The following is a 15,388-nucleotide window of genomic DNA, read 5'->3' on the forward strand; positions in this document are numbered from 1 at the left end:
GAATGACGTGCATACCCATGTTGCGGATGCCAATGTCGGCGACCACCATATCGTTGATCAGGGGTCGACTTCCTGCACGTCCGAGCACACGACGGGCGCGATGAAATCCGGATCTCCGCCGGCGCGCATACAGTCGACGGCCTAGGAAAGCCCAACGAACGCGCGTTCGAACTGGACGGCGATCGTCTCGGGCCGGATACTATCCATGTGAACCATGCGCTAGGCGAGCTTCCAGATCCGCCGCGCATTGCCGGAGAGCAGCTTGCTCTTTTCGTCTGCGCTGCAGCCTTCGAGAAGAGCGTGCGTGGCCCCGACCCAGGTCGAAAGATTGCCGCCGAGGGTGCAGACCGGCCAGTCGCTGCCCCAGACCACCCGGTCCCATCCGAAAACGCCGATCGTGTGCTCGACATAGGGGCGCAGTGTTGCGACCTGCCAGGCCTCGTCGGCATAGGCGACGACGCCGGAGATCTTCGCCGTGACGTGCGGCCGTCGCGCGATCTCGCTCATGTGCTCGCGCCAGGGATGCTCGGCGCCGCCGCGAATATCGGGAACGCCGCAATGGTCGAGGATGAACTGAACATCGGGTGCAAGATCGGCAAGGGCGATGGCCTTCGGGATCTGGTGCGGCAGGACGCAGAGATCGAATGTAAAGCGGCGGCCGTCGAGCCTGCGGATGTTGTCGCGGAACGTCGGCCCCTCGGACAGCTCGTCCGGCATGACGTGCAGCACCCGGCGGAAACCTCTGACGAAATCGTTTGCCTCCTGGCGTTCGAGATAGGCGGCAAAGCCATCGTCTTCGGGTCGGCAGGCGGCGATGGCACCCTTGAGCAGGTTTTCCGGCTGGCGCGCCAGCCGTTCGATCTCCGCCGTTTCCTTCTCGATCTCCGAAGGCTCGACATCGACCTCCATGTGCAGGCAGGCCTCGATGCCGAGCCGACGGGCCTCGCGCGCGTAGGTCGCGTAGAGAAAGTCGTGGTCGAGCGCCGGCACGCCCGAGAGCCAGGGATAGGTGAGCTTCGACCTGTCGATAAGGTGAAGATGGGTGTCGATGATCAAGGCGCTTCTCCTCCGAACGTCATCTCACATAAGAATGGACTGTTCAAATAAGAAGTAAGGCCGTCGCCGGCTGCCGTCAATCGGCTACCGGCGCCACGTCCGAGCCAGCAAGCGTCGACAGTTGCTCCGCGGTCTTCAGCAAAAGGGCAATCGTTTCGGTAATATCCGGCGCCGAGGGCGCGTTGACCAGCGCGATATAGGGCACGGTGAGTGCCGCGATGCCGCGGCCATCGGGACCTAGGATCGGTGCCGAAAGGTTGTAGACGCCGGCGGTCTGCGCGCTCGCCATCATCTCGTAGCCGCGTTCGCGGATCTGGTCGAGTCGCGCGTGGAACTCCGGTCCGCGCGGGACTTCGTCTTTGCTCTTGGCGTGTTCTGCGATCATCATTTCGCGCTCTTCGGCTGAGCGGAAGGCGAGAAGGATGTGGCCGGAGCCGGTGTCGAACAGGCTGATGTGCGATCCGACCCGGATCGAGATGCCCCAATAATCAGGCGCTTCCTGCTGGGCAATGACCACGGCCGAGCCGCGATCGAAGACGGCGAGGTGGTTGGCCTGCTTGGAGCGCTGCGCCAGGTCGCGCATCAACGGTGTTGCGTAGGAAGCGAGCCTGCGAACCGGCGCATGCAGTTGCGAAAGACCGAACAGCTTTAGTGTCAGGGAATAGCGATCGCCGTCGATGCGGGTGACGTAGCCGCGCCGCACGAGCCGGTCGAGCATCCGGTAGAACTCGTTGGGGCTGCGGTTCAGGCGCTTGGAAATCTCCGCCTGCGTCAGGCCGCCGTCGACGCTGGCGAGCAACTCGAGAATGTCGAGCCCCTTGTCGAGGGCGGGCGCGCGATAGCGGTCAGACTCTTCGGTGTCCATGAGATCCCTCCTTGGTGAATATTCATATCCATATACGCAGAGAAAGGCGCCGACAAAGGAAAGTTCGCCCTTGACGATGGATAAATTTGTTGTTTGTATATGAATTAGTTTCTCACAAATGAGAACATCGCGCCAAGATGAGGGGCGTGAACCAGGGAGGAGTGGAGATGAGAAGGCTGCTATCCGGCGTGTCCGCCGGAGCGATCATGCTTGCCGCGGGATTGGGGACGGCTATGGCCGCGGACCTGCCCGGCAAGTTTGAAGGCGTCACGATCGACGCCAAGCTGATCGGCGGACAGCAATACGAAAAGCTCTACGAGCGTATCGGCGAGTGGGAGAAGGCGACCGGCGCCAAGGTCAACATCCTGTCGAAGAAGAACCACTTCGAACTCGACAAGGAGATCAAGTCGGATATCGCGACCGGAGGCGTCAGCTGGTGCGTCGGTTCCAACCATTCGTCTTTCGCGCCGCAATATCCTGACATCTACACCGACCTGCTAGCGCTTCTGCCGCCGGACGAGATCGCCAAGTTCGTGCCGGCACTGATCGATGCCTCGACACTCGACGGCAAGCTGGTGATGCTGCCGCGCGCGCAGTTCGACGTATCGGCACTCTACTACCAGAAGAGCCTCTATCAGGACGAAGCGAAGAAGACCGCCTTCAAGGCAAAGTATGGCTACGACCTCGCGCCGCCGGACACCTGGGCTCAGGTTAGCGACCAGGCCGAATTTTTTGCAGCGCCACCGAATTTCTACGGCACGCAGTTCGCCGGCAAGGAAGAGGCCATCAACGGTCGCTTCTATGAAATGCTGGTCGCCGAAGGTGGGGAATATCTCGACAAGGATGGTCGCCCGGCCTTCAATTCCGAAGCCGGCGTGCGCGCGCTCGACTGGTTCGTCAAGCTCTACAAGGACAAGGCGGTACCGCCTGGCACGACCAACTATCTCTGGGACGACCTTGGTCAGGGCTTCGCCTCGGGCTCGATCGCTCTCAACCTCGACTGGCCCGGCTGGGCGAGCTTCTTCAACGATCCGAAGTCGTCCAAGGTCGCCGGCAATGTCGGCGTGAAGGTGCAGCCGGCCGGTTCTTCCGGCAAGCGCACCGGCTGGTCGGGCCATCACGGCTTCTCGGTCACCGAGGATTGCGCCAACAAGGAGGCCGCCGCCTCGCTCGTCTGGTGGTTGACCAACGAGGACAGTCAGAAGCTGGAATCGGCTGCCGGTCCGCTGCCAACCCGCACGGCCGTCTGGGAATACAACATCAAGGCAGCCGCAGGCGACGCCTACAAGACCGAAGTGCTGCAGGCTTTCCAGGAAGCCGCCAAGCATGCCTTCCCGGTGCCGAAGACGGCTGAATGGATCGAAATCTCCAACGCAGTCTATCCGGAACTGCAGGCCGCCATCCTCGGTGACAAGACGTCGAAGGAAGCGCTCGATGCCGCCACTGAGAAGGCGACCGGCATTTTGGAAGAAGCGGGCAAGCTCTGATCACAGCCAAGGAGGCGGCGCCGGCGCTTCGGTGCCGGCGCCGCCTCAGCCATTTCATGCCATCCTCAGGACTGCCCGATGAAGCTCAAGAATTTGTCAGCACCGGCCCTGCTTCTGCTTCCGGCTTTTGTCGTGCTCGCGGTGGTGATCGTTTTGCCGCTGCTCTTTTCCTTCTATTCGAGCTTCACACCCTTTCGCCTGACCAAGCCGGAGACGCTGTGGATCTTCGTCGGTTTGCGCAACTACGCGACCGTTCTCGGCAACGCCGAGTTCTGGGTCGCCTTCGGCCGCACCGTGCTGTTGCTGACGGTTGCCCTGAACGCCGAGATGCTGCTCGGTCTCGGCCTGGCGCTGCTCGTCAACAAGGCGACCCATGGCCAGCGACTGCTGCGCACGATGATGATGTTCCCGATGATGTTTTCGCCGGTGCTGGTTGGCTTCCAGTTCAAGTTCCTGTTCAACGACAATATCGGTTTCGTCAACAATGCGCTGCAGTCACTGGGGCTGACTGATCAGGCGATCCCGTGGCTGATCGACGGCAATCTCGCGCTGCTTTCGATCATCATCGCCGAAGTCTGGTCCTCGACCGCCGTGTTCGCCATCCTGATCCTCGCCGGCCTGCTCGCCATGCCGAAGGATCCTGTCGAGGCCGCCCATGTCGACGGCTGCACGCCATGGCAGACCTTCCGCTATGTCACCTGGCCCTATCTCATGCCGTTTGCCTTCATCGCCATGACGATCCGTTCGCTGGACGTGGCGCGGGCCTATGACATCGTCAAGATCATGACCGACGGCGGTCCTGCCAAACGCACCGAACTGCTTTGGACGCTCGTTGGCCGCACGGCCTATGCCGATGCCCGCATGGGTCTCGCCAACGCCATGGCCTATGTCGCCATCCTCTTGTCGATCGTCTTCACCGTCTATTTCTTCCGCAAGCTCGCCGCCGCGCGCCAGCAGATTGGAGCTGAGTGGTAATGGATATCAACGCTTCGCATCGCCTGCGCCGCCGTTTCTGGAAAGCCGCACATCTGATCGGCCTGTTCTTGGCGATGCTCGTGATCTGCCTGCCCGGCCTCTGGATCGTGCTTTCGTCGTTGCGCCCGACCGTCGAGATCATGGCAAAGCCCCCGGTCTGGATCCCGGAGAGCATCTCGCTCGATGCCTATCGCGCCATGTTCTCGGGCGCGGGGCAGGGCGGCGTTCCCGTCTGGGACTATTTCCGCAACTCACTGATCATCTCCGTGACGTCGACGGTGATCGCGCTGGCGATCGGCATGGCCGGCGGCTACGCCTTTGCCCGCTATCGCTTCAAGGCGAAGTCGGCGATCTTCCTCGGCTTCATGCTGACGCGGGCCGTGCCCGGGATTGCCCTGTCGCTGCCGCTCTTCATGCTCTACGCCCGCACCGGCATCATCGACACCCATTTCTCGCTGATCCTCACCTATGTCGCGCTCAACGTGCCCTTCACCATCTGGCTGATCGACGGCTTCTTCCGCCAGGTGCCGAAGGATCTCGCGGAAGCTGCCCAGATCGACGGCTGCACGCCCTGGCAGGCCTTCTGGCAGGTGGAGTTTCCGCTCGCCGGTCCAGGCATCGCGTCCGCCGGCATCTTCGCGTTTCTCACCTCCTGGAACGAATATGCGCTCGCCTCGCAGATCACCCGCTCGGTCAATTCCAAGACCTTGCCGGTCGGGCTTCTCGACTACACCGCCGAGTTCACCATCGACTGGCGCGGCATGTGCGCGCTTGCCGTCGTGATGATCATCCCGGCGCTGACCCTCACCTTTATCATTCAGAAGCACCTCGTCTCGGGCCTGACCTTCGGCGCGGTGAAAGGATAATCGTTCATGGCTCCTGTCACCCTCAGGAAACTGGTCAAGCGCTACGGCGCCCTCGAGGTCGTTCACGGCATCGACCTCGAGGTCAAGGACCGCGAGTTCATCGCGCTTGTCGGCCCGTCCGGCTGTGGCAAGTCTACGACGCTGCGCATGATCGCCGGCCTCGAGGACGTCAGCGACGGCGCCATCGAGATCGGCGGCCGCAAGGTCAACGATCTGCCGCCGCGGGCGCGCAACATCTCCATGGTCTTCCAGTCCTATGCGCTCTATCCGCACATGACCGTTGCCGAGAACATGGGCTTTTCGCTGAAGATCGCCGGCCGCTCGGCCGATGACATCAAGGCGCGGGTCGCCGAAGCGGCCGCCATCCTCGATCTCGGCCATCTGCTTGAACGCCGGCCGTCGCAGCTTTCCGGCGGCCAGCGCCAGCGCGTCGCCATGGGCCGCGCGATCGTGCGCCAGCCGGATGTCTTCCTGTTCGACGAGCCACTGTCCAACCTCGATGCGAAGCTGCGCACGCAGGTGCGCACCGAGATCAAGAAGCTCCACGCGCGTATGCAGGCGACGATGATCTACGTCACCCATGATCAGGTCGAGGCGATGACGCTGTCGGACCGCATCGTCATCATGCGCGACGGCCATATCGAACAGGTCGGCACGCCGGAAGAGGTGTTCCAGCGCCCCGCCACCAAGTTCGTCGCCGGCTTCATCGGCTCGCCACCGATGAACATGGACGAGGCGATCGTCGACAACGGCGCGCTGGTCTTTGTCAGCGGCGCCCGCCTGCCGATCCCGCCGCGCTTTGCAAACGTCCTGCGCCCGGGCCAGAAGGTGACATTTGGCTTGAGGCCCGACGATATCTATCCCAGCGGCCACGGTCTTCATGCCGGCGATCCAGCGGCCGTGCATGAGGTCGAATTGCCGGTGTCGATCACCGAACCGCTTGGCAACGAGACACTGGTCTTCATTCAGTTCAACGGCCGCGACTGGGTCTCGCGCATGCTCAATCCGCGCCCGCTTGCCTCGGGCGAGAAGGTGCGCATGAGCTTCGATCTCTCCCGTTCCCATCTCTTCGACATTGATACCGGCAAGGCTCTGGAAGGCTGACATGGCAAGAATTGAGAAAATCGAACTGCGCATGGTCGATCTGCCGCCAAAGGTGAAGCGGACCGATGCGATCCAGAGCTTCGCCAGCCAGGAAACGCCGATCGTCACCATCACCGATTCCGACGGGGCGACGGGCACGGGCTACAGTTACACGATCGGCACGGGCGGATCGTCGGTGATGCGGCTTCTTTCCGATCACCTGGTGCCGATCCTGATTGGCGAGGATGCCGATTGCATCGAGGCAATCTGGCACAGACTAGAATTTGCGACCCATGCCACGACCATCGGCGCAATCACCGCGCTGGCGCTCGCAGCCGTAGACACCGCCCTTTGGGACTTACGCGCCAAAAAGCAGAAGCTGCCGCTCTGGAAGCTCGCCGGCGGCGCCAAGGACAATTGCCCGCTTTACACGACCGAGGGCGGCTGGCTGCATATCGAGAAGGAGGCGCTGGTCGAGGATGCACTCGCCGCCAAGGCCAAGGGCTTCTCCGGTTCGAAGGTGAAGATCGGCAAGCCGCACGGGTCGGAGGACTACGATCGGCTTGCCGCCATGCGCAAGGCGCTCGGCGACGGCTTCGAGATCATGACCGACTGCAACCAGGGCTTCACCGTCGACGAGGCGATCCGCCGGGCGTCACGGCTGAAGGAGCTCGATCTCGCCTGGATCGAGGAGCCGCTGCCGGCCGACGATCTCGACGGCCATATCCGTCTGACGCGCTCGACGCCGACACCGATTGCTGTCGGCGAATCCATGTATTCGATCCGCCATTTCCGCGAATACATGCAGAAGGGCGCCTGCTCGATCGTCCAGGTCGATGTCGCCCGTATCGGCGGCATCACGCCCTGGCTGAAGGTCGCGCACGCAGCCGAAGCATTCGACATCCCGGTCTGCCCGCATTTCCTGATGGAACTGCATGTGAGCCTCGTCTGCGCCGTGCCGAATGGCAAATACGTCGAGTACATTCCGCAGCTTGATGACCTGACCACCAAGGGCATGGAGATCCGCGACGGCCGCGCCATCGCGCCTTCTGAGCCGGGCATCGGCATCGCCTGGGATTGGGACGCCGTGCGCGCCCGCTCGATCAGTGAATTCACCCGTGAGTTCCGCGGGTAGGGAGGTCATCATGCAGCGAATGGGAATGGTGATCGGCCTCGAAGCGTCGAAAATCGCGGAGTACAAGGCGTTGCACGCCGCCGTGTGGCCGGAGATCCTAGCGCTGATTTCCGAGTGCAACGTCACCAACTACTCGATCTTCCTCAAGGAGCCGGAAAACCTGCTGTTCGGCTATTGGGAATATGTCGGCTCGGACTTTGAGGCAGATATGGCCAAGATGGCGGCGCATCCGAAGAACCAGGAATGGTGGTCAGTCTGCATGCCCTGCCAGAAGCCGCTTGAGACGAGACAGGAAGGCGAGTGGTGGGCGATGATGGAAGAGGTGTTTCATCACGACGGGAAGGCATCCGGTCATGACTGAAAGCTTCGATCCGGGCGCGCTCAGACAATGGTGGCCGAAGCCGAGCAAGCCGCGACCGATTGTGATCTTCGGTGCCGGCAGCATCGTCGGCGACGCGCATCTGCCGGCCTACCGCAAAGCCGGCTTCCCCGTTGCCGGGATTTACGATCCGGATCACGCCAAGGCGGCCGCTCTGGCGGAGAGATGGCATATCCACGCCTTCGAAAGTGAGGCGGACGCGCTTTCGGTGCAAGAAGCGATCTTCGACCTCGCAACGCCGCCCACCGCCCATGCGGCCATCCTTGGCCGATTGCCGATCGGCGCGGCAGCGCTGATCCAGAAGCCCATGGGGTCGGACCTCGCCGCCGCAACCGCCATTCTCGAGATCTGCCGGACGCGCAAGCTGAAGGCAGCCGTCAACTTCCAGCTTCGCTTCGCGCCGATGATGCTGGCGCTGAAGGATGCCATCGCCAAGGGGCATCTCGGCAAGGTGGTGGATTTCGATGCCTGGCTGGCGCTTTCGACCCCCTGGGGCCTTTGGCCGTTCCTCAAAGGTCTGCCGCGCATCGAGATTGCCATGCATTCGATCCACTACCTGGACCTCGTCCGCGGCCTGCTTGGCAATCCCCAGGGCGTGCATGCGAAGTCGATCGGCCATCCGAACCACGATGTCGCCCAGACTCGCACGGCAGCGATCCTCGACTACGGCGACCGCGTGCGCTGCGTGCTCTCGGTCAACCACGACCATGATTTCGGCCGCAAGTTCCAGGCCTGCGAATTCCGCATCTCCGGCACGTCCGGTGCGGCCTACGTGAAGCTCGGCGTCAATCTGGACTATCCCAAGGGCGAGCCGGATGAGCTCTGGATCAGGCCTACAGGCGGCAGCGATTGGGTTGCCGTGCCGCTCGAGGGCGCATGGTTTCCCGACGCCTTCGCCAACCGCATGGCGAACCTGCAGCGCTTCGTCACGGGTGAGGACAATGAACTGATCGGCTCGGTAGAAGACGCCTGGCAGACGATGGCGCTCGTCGAGGCCGCCTATCAAGCGAGTGCTGCGCCGGCAACGGCGATCGCGCCGCTTCCAGGACAATGACATGGCAGAACAGATCATCCATTTCGAAGACTACGAGCTCGGACACGAACGTCTGACGACGGGTCGCACGATCACCGAGACCGACTTTGTCGTTCATGCCGGCCACACCGGCGATTTCTTTCCGCACCACATGGATGCGGAATTCGCCAAGACCTTGCCGGGTGGTCAGCGTATCGCCCATGGCACCATGATCTTTTCGATCGGCGTGGGTCTGACAGCCTCGCTGATCAACCCGGTTGCCTTTTCCTACGGCTATGATCGTCTGCGCTTCGTGCGTCCGGTCCATATCGGCGATACGATCCGCACCCGCGTGACGATCTCGGCCAAGGAGGACGATCCGAAGCGGCCAAAGGCGGGACGCGTCGTGGAACGATGCGAAGTTATCAACCAGCGTGGCGAGGTCGTTCTCGCCGCCGACCATATCCTGGTCGTCGAACGCAAAGCATGAGGGATCGAGAATGACAGCGGATCTTAAAGGCAAGGTCGTCCTGATTACGGCCGCAGCTCAGGGCATCGGCCGCGCTTCGGCTTTGGCCTTCGTAAAGGCCGGCGCGAAAGTTCATGCGACCGATATCAATTTCGACGCGCTTGCAGCACTTGCCAAGGAAGCGGACGTCGAAACGCACCGGCTTGACGTGCTCGATACGCAAGCGGTGGAAGCGCTCGTCGCGAACATCGGCGCCGTCGATATCCTCTTCAACTGCGCCGGCTTCGTTCATGCCGGCTCGATCCTGGAGATGAAGGATAGCGATCTCGAATTCGCCCTCGACCTCAACGTCAAGGCGATGATCCGCACCATCCGCGCGGTGTTGCCAAGCATGCTTGCCCGCAAGGATGGCGCCATCATCAACATGGCTTCGGTCGCCTCGAGCATCAAGGGCGTGCCGAACCGCTTCGCCTATGGCGTCACCAAGGCCGCCGTCATCGGTCTCACGAAGGCTGTTGCGGCCGACTACGTGTCAGCGGGTATTCGCTGCAACGCCATCTGCCCCGGCACGGTCGAGAGCCCGTCCTTGCAGGACCGCATGCGCGCCCAGGGCGATTATGAGACGGCACGTGCCGCCTTCATCGCCCGCCAGCCGATGGGTCGCCTTGGCACGCCGGAAGAGATTGCCGACCTTGCCGTCCACCTCGCGGGCGCCACCTATACGACGGGCCAGGCCTATGCCATCGATGGCGGCTGGACCATCTGACAACACACAAGCAGGAAGCAGACACATGAAACTTATTCGTTACGGCCTTCCGGGCCACGAAAAGCCGGGTATCCTCGATGCAAACGGCACCTTGCGTGATCTCTCGGGCCACGTTGCCGACTTCTCCGGCGCCGCCCTCGACCCCGACAAGCTCTCGGAATTGAAGGCACTCGATCTCTCCGGCCTGCCTGTCGTCGACGGCAACCAGCGGCTCGGTCCCTGTATCGCCGGAACCGGCAAGTTCATCTGCATCGGCCTCAACTATTCCGATCACGCGGCTGAGACCGGCGCCAAGGTTCCCTCCGAACCGATCATCTTCATGAAGGCGACGTCGGCGATCGTCGGCCCGAACGACGACCTGATCATTCCGCGCGGCTCGGAAAAGACCGACTGGGAAGTGGAGCTCGGTGTCGTCATCGGCCGCAAGGCGAAATACGTGAGCGAAGCGGAAGCCCTCGACTATGTCGCCGGCTACTGCGTCGTGCACGACGTCTCCGAGCGTGCCTTCCAGATCGAACGCCAGGGCCAGTGGACCAAGGGCAAGTCCTGCGACACCTTTGGTCCGACAGGCCCCTGGCTCGTAACCAAGGACGAAGTGACGGATCCGCAGAACCTGCCGATGTGGCTGAAGGTCAATGGCGAGACCATGCAGAATGGCTCCTCCAAGACCATGGTCTATGGCGTCGCCCATCTTGTCTCCTACCTCTCGCAGTTCATGTCGCTGCAACCGGGCGACATCATCTCGACCGGCACGCCGCCCGGCGTCGGCATGGGCATGAAGCCGCCGCGTTATCTCAAGGCGGGCGATGTCGTCGAACTCGGCATTGAGGGCCTCGGCAGCCAGAAGCAGTCCGTACGCGCGGACGATTAATTACCACCGACTGGAGTGACCATGACCCGCATCACTGATCTGCGCGTCTTCGACCTGCGCTTTCCGACCTCACAGAGCCTTGACGGCTCCGATGCGATGAATCCGGACCCGGATTATTCCGCGGCCTATGTCATCCTCGACACGGACAGGCCCGGTGTTGCGGGCCATGGTCTCACCTTCACCATCGGCCGGGGCAACGATATCTGCTGCATGGCGATTAAGGCTATGCAGCACCTGATCGTCGGTCAGGATACGGCGGACATCCTCGCCAATCCGGGGCGCTTTTGGCGGCACCTGACGAGTGACAGCCAATTGCGATGGATCGGCCCCGAAAAGGGGGCGATCCATCTCGCCACCGGCGCCGTGGTCAACGCCGTCTGGGACCTGCTTGCCAAGGAAGCGGGCAAACCCGTCTGGCGGCTCGTTTCCGACATGTCGCCGGAACAGATCGCCGACATCGTCGACTATCGCTACATGACGGATGTGCTCACCCGCGACGAGGCGATCGGAATTCTCAGCAAGGCCGAGCCCGGAAAGGCCGAGCGCATAGCGACGCTCGAGAGGGAAGGCTACGCCTGCTACACGACGTCGGCCGGCTGGCTCGGCTATGACGATGACAAGCTGCGGCGGCTCGCCCAGGAGGCGATCGACGAAGGCTTCAATCACATCAAGATGAAGGTCGGCCGTGATCTTGCCGACGACATCCGGCGGCTGACGATCGCACGCGAGGTGATCGGGCCGGACCGCTATCTGATGATTGACGCCAACCAGGTCTGGGAGGTCGGCGAGGCGATCGATTGGGTGAAGCAGCTTGCCTTCGCCAAGCCCTTCTTCATCGAGGAGCCGACGAGCCCCGACGACGTCGCCGGTCACCGCAAGATCCGCGAGGCGATCGGGCCGGTGAAGGTCGCGACCGGCGAGATGTGCCAGAACCGCATCATGTTCAAGCAATTCATTGCCGAGGGCGCGATCGACATCGTCCAGATCGACAGCTGCCGCATGGGCGGGCTGAACGAGGTGCTGGCGGTGCTACTGGTCGCAGCCAAATACGGGCTGCCGGTCTGGCCGCATGCCGGTGGTGTCGGCCTTTGCGAATATGTGCAGCACCTGTCGATGATCGACTATGTCGCCGTTTCGGGTACCAAGGATGGGCGCGTGATCGAATATGTCGACCATCTGCATGAGCACTTCCTCGACCCTTGCGTAATTGAGAACGCGGCTTACACGCCGCCGCAGCGACCCGGATTCTCGATCGAGATGAAGCCGCAGTCGATCGCCGATTACACGTTCGGCGTATAGTGCAAGAAATTTTCATATAAGAATATGCTCTTCAAGAATAGAAGCCGGAGCGGCGATAAGTCGCTCCGGCTTCGTCGTTTTCCGCTGTTCACTGGCGTCAAAGGGCATCCTGCCACTTGACGGCAATGGTTCATTTATGAATGATCTATTCATTCATTGTGAATTCCGGAGAGGAGTCCGGAAAGAGGAGGAACTGATGAAGACCTTTGTTCTGGCCGCAGCCATGGCTGCCCTGTCTTTCTGCGGCGTCGCTCATGCGCAGGAATACAGCCTGCGGTTCTCGACCTCCCAGGTGAATCCCAACGAGCCGATCGTCAAAGCCATGAAGACCTATGCCGAGCGTGTCGGTGAACGTTCGGGCGGCCGCATCGCGATCACCGTCATGACCGGCGACCAACTCGGCGCGCAGAAGAAGGTCAATGAAATGGTCATGAGCGGCGCGAGCCTGCTCAGCGCCACCGACTATGGCCAGCTCGGCCAGTTTGTGCCGGATCTGTCCATTCTGGCGGGTCCCTATGTCTATCCGGACCTGGCAGCGACCGACCGTCTGTTCGCCTCGGATCTCTACAAGGAACTTTCAGGCAAGCTCGAAGCGCAGGGCATCAAGATCATCATGCCGAACGGCCTTTTCGGCTACCGCCACATCATCGCCAACAAGCCGGTCCGTTCGCCGGCCGATCTTGCCGGTGTCACCATTCGCGTCCCCTCGTCACCGATCATGATGGCGACCTTCGGCAATTACGGCGCACGGCCGACGGAACTGCCCTGGGGCGATGTCTATAACGCCCTTCAGACCGGCGTCGTCGATGCCGCCGAAGGCCCATTCGGCTCGATCGCCGGCGCGAAGCTGAACGAGACCCGCAAGGTCATCTCCAAGACCGGCCATCAGATCATGTTCACGGCTTGGGTGGCATCGAGCCAGTTCTTCAACGGTCTGCCGGAAGACCTGCAGAAGATCCTTCTCGACGAAGGCCAGAAGATCGCCAAGGAACTGACGGAGATGACGCTCGAAACGGACGACGCCTATGCCAAGCAGCTCGCCGCCTCCGGTGTCGAGATCGTCACCGACATCGATATCCCCGCCTTCATCGACGCGTCACGCGCGGCCTACGAGAAGGTGCCGAACATCACGCCCGGGATGTACGATCAGGTGCAGAAGGCAATGGCCGAGTAAGCGCTCGAACGGGCGTGGCCCTTACGGCCGAGCCCATTCATGCTGTCGCGCATCGGTGCGATGACCTGGGGCCGCGTGGCCATTCCGCCGTCCCCATTCCGCCCTTTAGGATATCGAGACAACCATGGAAACCTCACGACCACCCGAGGAAGCAATTCCTCTGCTCAGCCTGCGCCGCGCCGATGAGGCGATTGGTGTTGCGGCGTTGCTCGTCATCGTCATTTCGATCCTTTGGGGAGTGATCAGCCGCTATATCTTCCCGCAGCCCGCCGCGTGGACCTACGAACTGGCGATCATGGCCTTTGCCTATCTGGTCTTCTTCGGCGCAGTTGCCGGTGTCCGTCTCGGCACCCATGCAGCCATCGACGTTCTCGTCGCAGCGTTCCCGGCGGGTTGGCAGAAGGCGGTCGCCTGGTTCAACTATTTTCTGTTGGCCGTGTTCTTCATCGCCATGACGGTCCTCTTCGCCTGGCAGGCCTGGACGTCGCGGCATGTGCACACGATCGCTCTCGATCTGTCGCGGGGTCTTTCCTACGGACCGCTCGCGCTCGCTTCGGCCGGCATGTTGTTCCAGCACCTCATCGTCGAAAGGCCGTGGACTGTCCGTCTGCATCGCAATGTGGAATCGCTGATATGACCTTCTTCCATCTGGCCGGCCCTTCGCTGCTGGTCGTCATCCTCTTCCTGTTGTCGACGCCCATCACCTGGGCCATGGCGATCGGCGCACTCGCCTTCTTCGTCATCAACATGGACATGATCCCGCTCGCCAATTTCGCCCAGGAAATGGCGGAGGGCAGCCAGTCCGTGTCTTTGCTGGCGTTGCCGCTCTTCGTGCTTGCCGGCTGCATCATGAATGCGTCGGGCATCACCCGGCGCCTGCTGGCGCTCGCCGACGTGATGGTCGGCCATATGACCGGCGCGCTGGCGCAGATGTGCACCGTGCTCGGCACCTTGCTCGGCGGCCTTACCGCATCGGCCAATGCCGATGCCGCGATGCTCGCCAAGACCCTCGGCGTCGAGATGGCTGAGCGAGGCTATAGCCGCGCCTTCGCCGCCGTCATCACCTCGTCCGCCTCGATCATCACCAGCCTCATCCCGCCTTCGATCGGCCTCATCGTCTATGGCTTCCTGGCGGAAACCTCGATCGGCTGGCTGTTTGCCGCCGGCGTCGTCCCCGGCCTGGTGCTTGCAGCCGGCCTGATGGTCACCACCTACTTCATCGCGCGCAAGCGCGGCTACAAACCGCTTCGCAAGGAGCGCGCCAGCCGGGCGGAAGCGAGTCGGGCTTTGGTCGACGGGCTTTGGGCGCTGTCGATCCCGGTTGTGATTTTCGCTGGCACGCGCTACGGCATCTTCACCACCACCGAGGCCGGCGCGGTTGTCGTCGTCTATGTGCTGTTCGTTGCCGTCTTCGGTTACCGCGAATCCACGCTCCGCCAGATCCCGGAAGTGCTTGCGGAGTCGGTGCGCGATTCTGCGGTCGTGATGATCATGATCTGCGCGGCGGCCGCCTTCGGCTTCTATCTCGCCTGGGAACAGGTGCCGCAAGCGATGTCCGGCTGGTTGGGCGGTGCAACCGACAATCCGCTGCTCATGCTGCTCCTCATCAACGTTCTCCTCATCGTCATCGGCACGGCGATCGAGGGGTCGGCGGCGCTCATCATCCTGACCCCGATGCTGATCCCGATCATCGACGGCGTCGGCATCGATCGCGTGCATTTCGGCGTCGTCTTCATTACCAACCTGACGATCGCCGGCATCACGCCCCCGGTCGGTGGCCTGATGTACATCTCGTCCATGGTGCTGAGGGTACCGATGATGGCCTATGCGCGCGAGGTGCTGCCCTATCTCGCGATGATGATGGTCCTTCTGGTCATGCTCAGCATGTTTCCGCAGCTCTCGCTGTGGCTTCCCAACCTCGTCTATGGAACCGCCGCGGTTCAATAGCGCA

General features: G+C 62.1%; 16 protein-coding genes. 14 read left to right on the plus strand and 2 right to left on the minus strand.

Features of this window, described 5'->3' with window-relative positions; translation table 11 throughout:
• Positions 1-219 precede the first annotated feature (219 nt).
• Complete coding sequence (locus AC3WWH_RS13145; RefSeq protein ID WP_492377006.1) at positions 220-1,056, minus strand: amidohydrolase family protein; 837 nt, start codon at positions 1,054-1,056, stop codon at positions 220-222.
• A 76-nt stretch (positions 1,057-1,132) separates the two neighbouring features.
• Entirely contained in the window at positions 1,133-1,921 is a 789-nt protein-coding gene (locus tag AC3WWH_RS13150) for an IclR family transcriptional regulator (protein ID WP_492377007.1), read from the minus strand.
• A 167-nt stretch (positions 1,922-2,088) separates the two neighbouring features.
• On the opposite strand from AC3WWH_RS13150, the gene AC3WWH_RS13155 reads away from it, so the two are divergent.
• The 14 genes from AC3WWH_RS13155 to AC3WWH_RS13220 all read left to right on the plus strand — a co-directional run bounded on the left by AC3WWH_RS13155 (position 2,089) and on the right by AC3WWH_RS13220 (position 15,384).
• Entirely contained in the window at positions 2,089-3,408 is a 1,320-nt protein-coding gene (locus AC3WWH_RS13155) for an ABC transporter substrate-binding protein (RefSeq protein WP_492377008.1), read from the plus strand.
• Between the two features lie 78 nt (positions 3,409-3,486).
• Positions 3,487-4,383 carry a carbohydrate ABC transporter permease gene (locus AC3WWH_RS13160; RefSeq protein ID WP_492377009.1) on the plus strand — a complete coding sequence of 299 codons (897 nt, stop codon included), beginning with the start codon at positions 3,487-3,489 and terminating at the stop codon, positions 4,381-4,383.
• Positions 4,383-5,249, plus strand: coding sequence for a carbohydrate ABC transporter permease (locus AC3WWH_RS13165; RefSeq protein WP_065373026.1), 867 nt, complete (start codon positions 4,383-4,385; stop codon positions 5,247-5,249). The genes AC3WWH_RS13160 and AC3WWH_RS13165 overlap by 1 nt, the downstream gene beginning before the upstream one ends.
• Positions 5,250-5,255: 6 nt before the next feature.
• Entirely contained in the window at positions 5,256-6,353 is a 1,098-nt protein-coding gene (locus AC3WWH_RS13170; RefSeq protein WP_058321359.1) for an ABC transporter ATP-binding protein, read from the plus strand.
• 1 nt (position 6,354) lies between these two features.
• Entirely contained in the window at positions 6,355-7,467 is a 1,113-nt protein-coding gene (locus AC3WWH_RS13175) for a mandelate racemase/muconate lactonizing enzyme family protein (protein WP_058321360.1), read from the plus strand.
• Between the two features lie 10 nt (positions 7,468-7,477).
• Complete coding sequence (locus AC3WWH_RS13180) at positions 7,478-7,828, plus strand: L-rhamnose mutarotase (protein WP_058321361.1); 351 nt, start codon at positions 7,478-7,480, stop codon at positions 7,826-7,828.
• The gene (locus AC3WWH_RS13185) at positions 7,821-8,900 is read left to right on the plus strand and encodes a Gfo/Idh/MocA family protein (RefSeq protein WP_492377010.1); all 1,080 of its coding nucleotides are present in this window, start codon (positions 7,821-7,823) and stop codon (positions 8,898-8,900) included. Before AC3WWH_RS13180 ends, AC3WWH_RS13185 begins: the two co-directional genes overlap by 8 nt.
• A gap of 1 nt (position 8,901) precedes the next feature.
• The gene (locus tag AC3WWH_RS13190) at positions 8,902-9,348 is read left to right on the plus strand and encodes a MaoC/PaaZ C-terminal domain-containing protein (protein ID WP_058321363.1); all 447 of its coding nucleotides are present in this window, start codon (positions 8,902-8,904) and stop codon (positions 9,346-9,348) included.
• A gap of 10 nt (positions 9,349-9,358) precedes the next feature.
• Positions 9,359-10,093, plus strand: coding sequence for an SDR family oxidoreductase (locus AC3WWH_RS13195; protein WP_058321364.1), 735 nt, complete (start codon positions 9,359-9,361; stop codon positions 10,091-10,093).
• 25 nt (positions 10,094-10,118) lie between these two features.
• The gene (locus AC3WWH_RS13200; RefSeq protein WP_492377011.1) at positions 10,119-10,964 is read left to right on the plus strand and encodes a fumarylacetoacetate hydrolase family protein; all 846 of its coding nucleotides are present in this window, start codon (positions 10,119-10,121) and stop codon (positions 10,962-10,964) included.
• Between the two features lie 21 nt (positions 10,965-10,985).
• Positions 10,986-12,263 carry an L-fuconate dehydratase gene (locus AC3WWH_RS13205; protein WP_492377012.1) on the plus strand — a complete coding sequence of 426 codons (1,278 nt, stop codon included), beginning with the start codon at positions 10,986-10,988 and terminating at the stop codon, positions 12,261-12,263.
• A gap of 196 nt (positions 12,264-12,459) precedes the next feature.
• Positions 12,460-13,437: a C4-dicarboxylate TRAP transporter substrate-binding protein gene (locus AC3WWH_RS13210; RefSeq protein ID WP_492377013.1), complete on the plus strand. Its 978-nt coding sequence runs from the start codon at positions 12,460-12,462 to the stop codon at positions 13,435-13,437.
• 124 nt (positions 13,438-13,561) lie between these two features.
• Positions 13,562-14,074 (plus strand): TRAP transporter small permease, encoded by a 513-nt coding sequence (locus AC3WWH_RS13215; protein WP_492377014.1) that lies wholly within the window; start codon positions 13,562-13,564, stop codon positions 14,072-14,074.
• A complete protein-coding gene (locus tag AC3WWH_RS13220; protein WP_492377015.1) occupies positions 14,071-15,384 on the plus strand; it encodes a TRAP transporter large permease in 1,314 nt (437 codons plus the stop codon). The genes AC3WWH_RS13215 and AC3WWH_RS13220 overlap by 4 nt, the downstream gene beginning before the upstream one ends.
• The last annotated feature ends 4 nt before the right edge of the window (positions 15,385-15,388 follow it).

It is taken from the genome of Ensifer sp. EB106-03-01-XG145 (genome assembly GCF_058792075.1).

Coding starts and splice junctions, on each gene's coding strand:
- AC3WWH_RS13160 (WP_492377009.1), top strand. CDS start 3,487: ATGAAGCTCAAGAATTTGTCAGCACCGGCCCTGCTTCTGCTTCCGGCT.
- AC3WWH_RS13190 (WP_058321363.1), top strand. CDS start 8,902: ATGGCAGAACAGATCATCCATTTCGAAGACTACGAGCTCGGACACGAA.
- AC3WWH_RS13165 (WP_065373026.1), top strand. CDS start 4,383: ATGGATATCAACGCTTCGCATCGCCTGCGCCGCCGTTTCTGGAAAGCC.
- AC3WWH_RS13205 (WP_492377012.1), top strand. CDS start 10,986: ATGACCCGCATCACTGATCTGCGCGTCTTCGACCTGCGCTTTCCGACC.
- AC3WWH_RS13175 (WP_058321360.1), top strand. CDS start 6,355: ATGGCAAGAATTGAGAAAATCGAACTGCGCATGGTCGATCTGCCGCCA.
- AC3WWH_RS13150 (WP_492377007.1), bottom strand. CDS start 1,921: ATGGACACCGAAGAGTCTGACCGCTATCGCGCGCCCGCCCTCGACAAG.
- AC3WWH_RS13200 (WP_492377011.1), top strand. CDS start 10,119: ATGAAACTTATTCGTTACGGCCTTCCGGGCCACGAAAAGCCGGGTATC.
- AC3WWH_RS13170 (WP_058321359.1), top strand. CDS start 5,256: ATGGCTCCTGTCACCCTCAGGAAACTGGTCAAGCGCTACGGCGCCCTC.
- AC3WWH_RS13215 (WP_492377014.1), top strand. CDS start 13,562: ATGGAAACCTCACGACCACCCGAGGAAGCAATTCCTCTGCTCAGCCTG.
- AC3WWH_RS13210 (WP_492377013.1), top strand. CDS start 12,460: ATGAAGACCTTTGTTCTGGCCGCAGCCATGGCTGCCCTGTCTTTCTGC.
- AC3WWH_RS13180 (WP_058321361.1), top strand. CDS start 7,478: ATGCAGCGAATGGGAATGGTGATCGGCCTCGAAGCGTCGAAAATCGCG.
- AC3WWH_RS13185 (WP_492377010.1), top strand. CDS start 7,821: ATGACTGAAAGCTTCGATCCGGGCGCGCTCAGACAATGGTGGCCGAAG.
- AC3WWH_RS13195 (WP_058321364.1), top strand. CDS start 9,359: ATGACAGCGGATCTTAAAGGCAAGGTCGTCCTGATTACGGCCGCAGCT.
- AC3WWH_RS13155 (WP_492377008.1), top strand. CDS start 2,089: ATGAGAAGGCTGCTATCCGGCGTGTCCGCCGGAGCGATCATGCTTGCC.
- AC3WWH_RS13220 (WP_492377015.1), top strand. CDS start 14,071: ATGACCTTCTTCCATCTGGCCGGCCCTTCGCTGCTGGTCGTCATCCTC.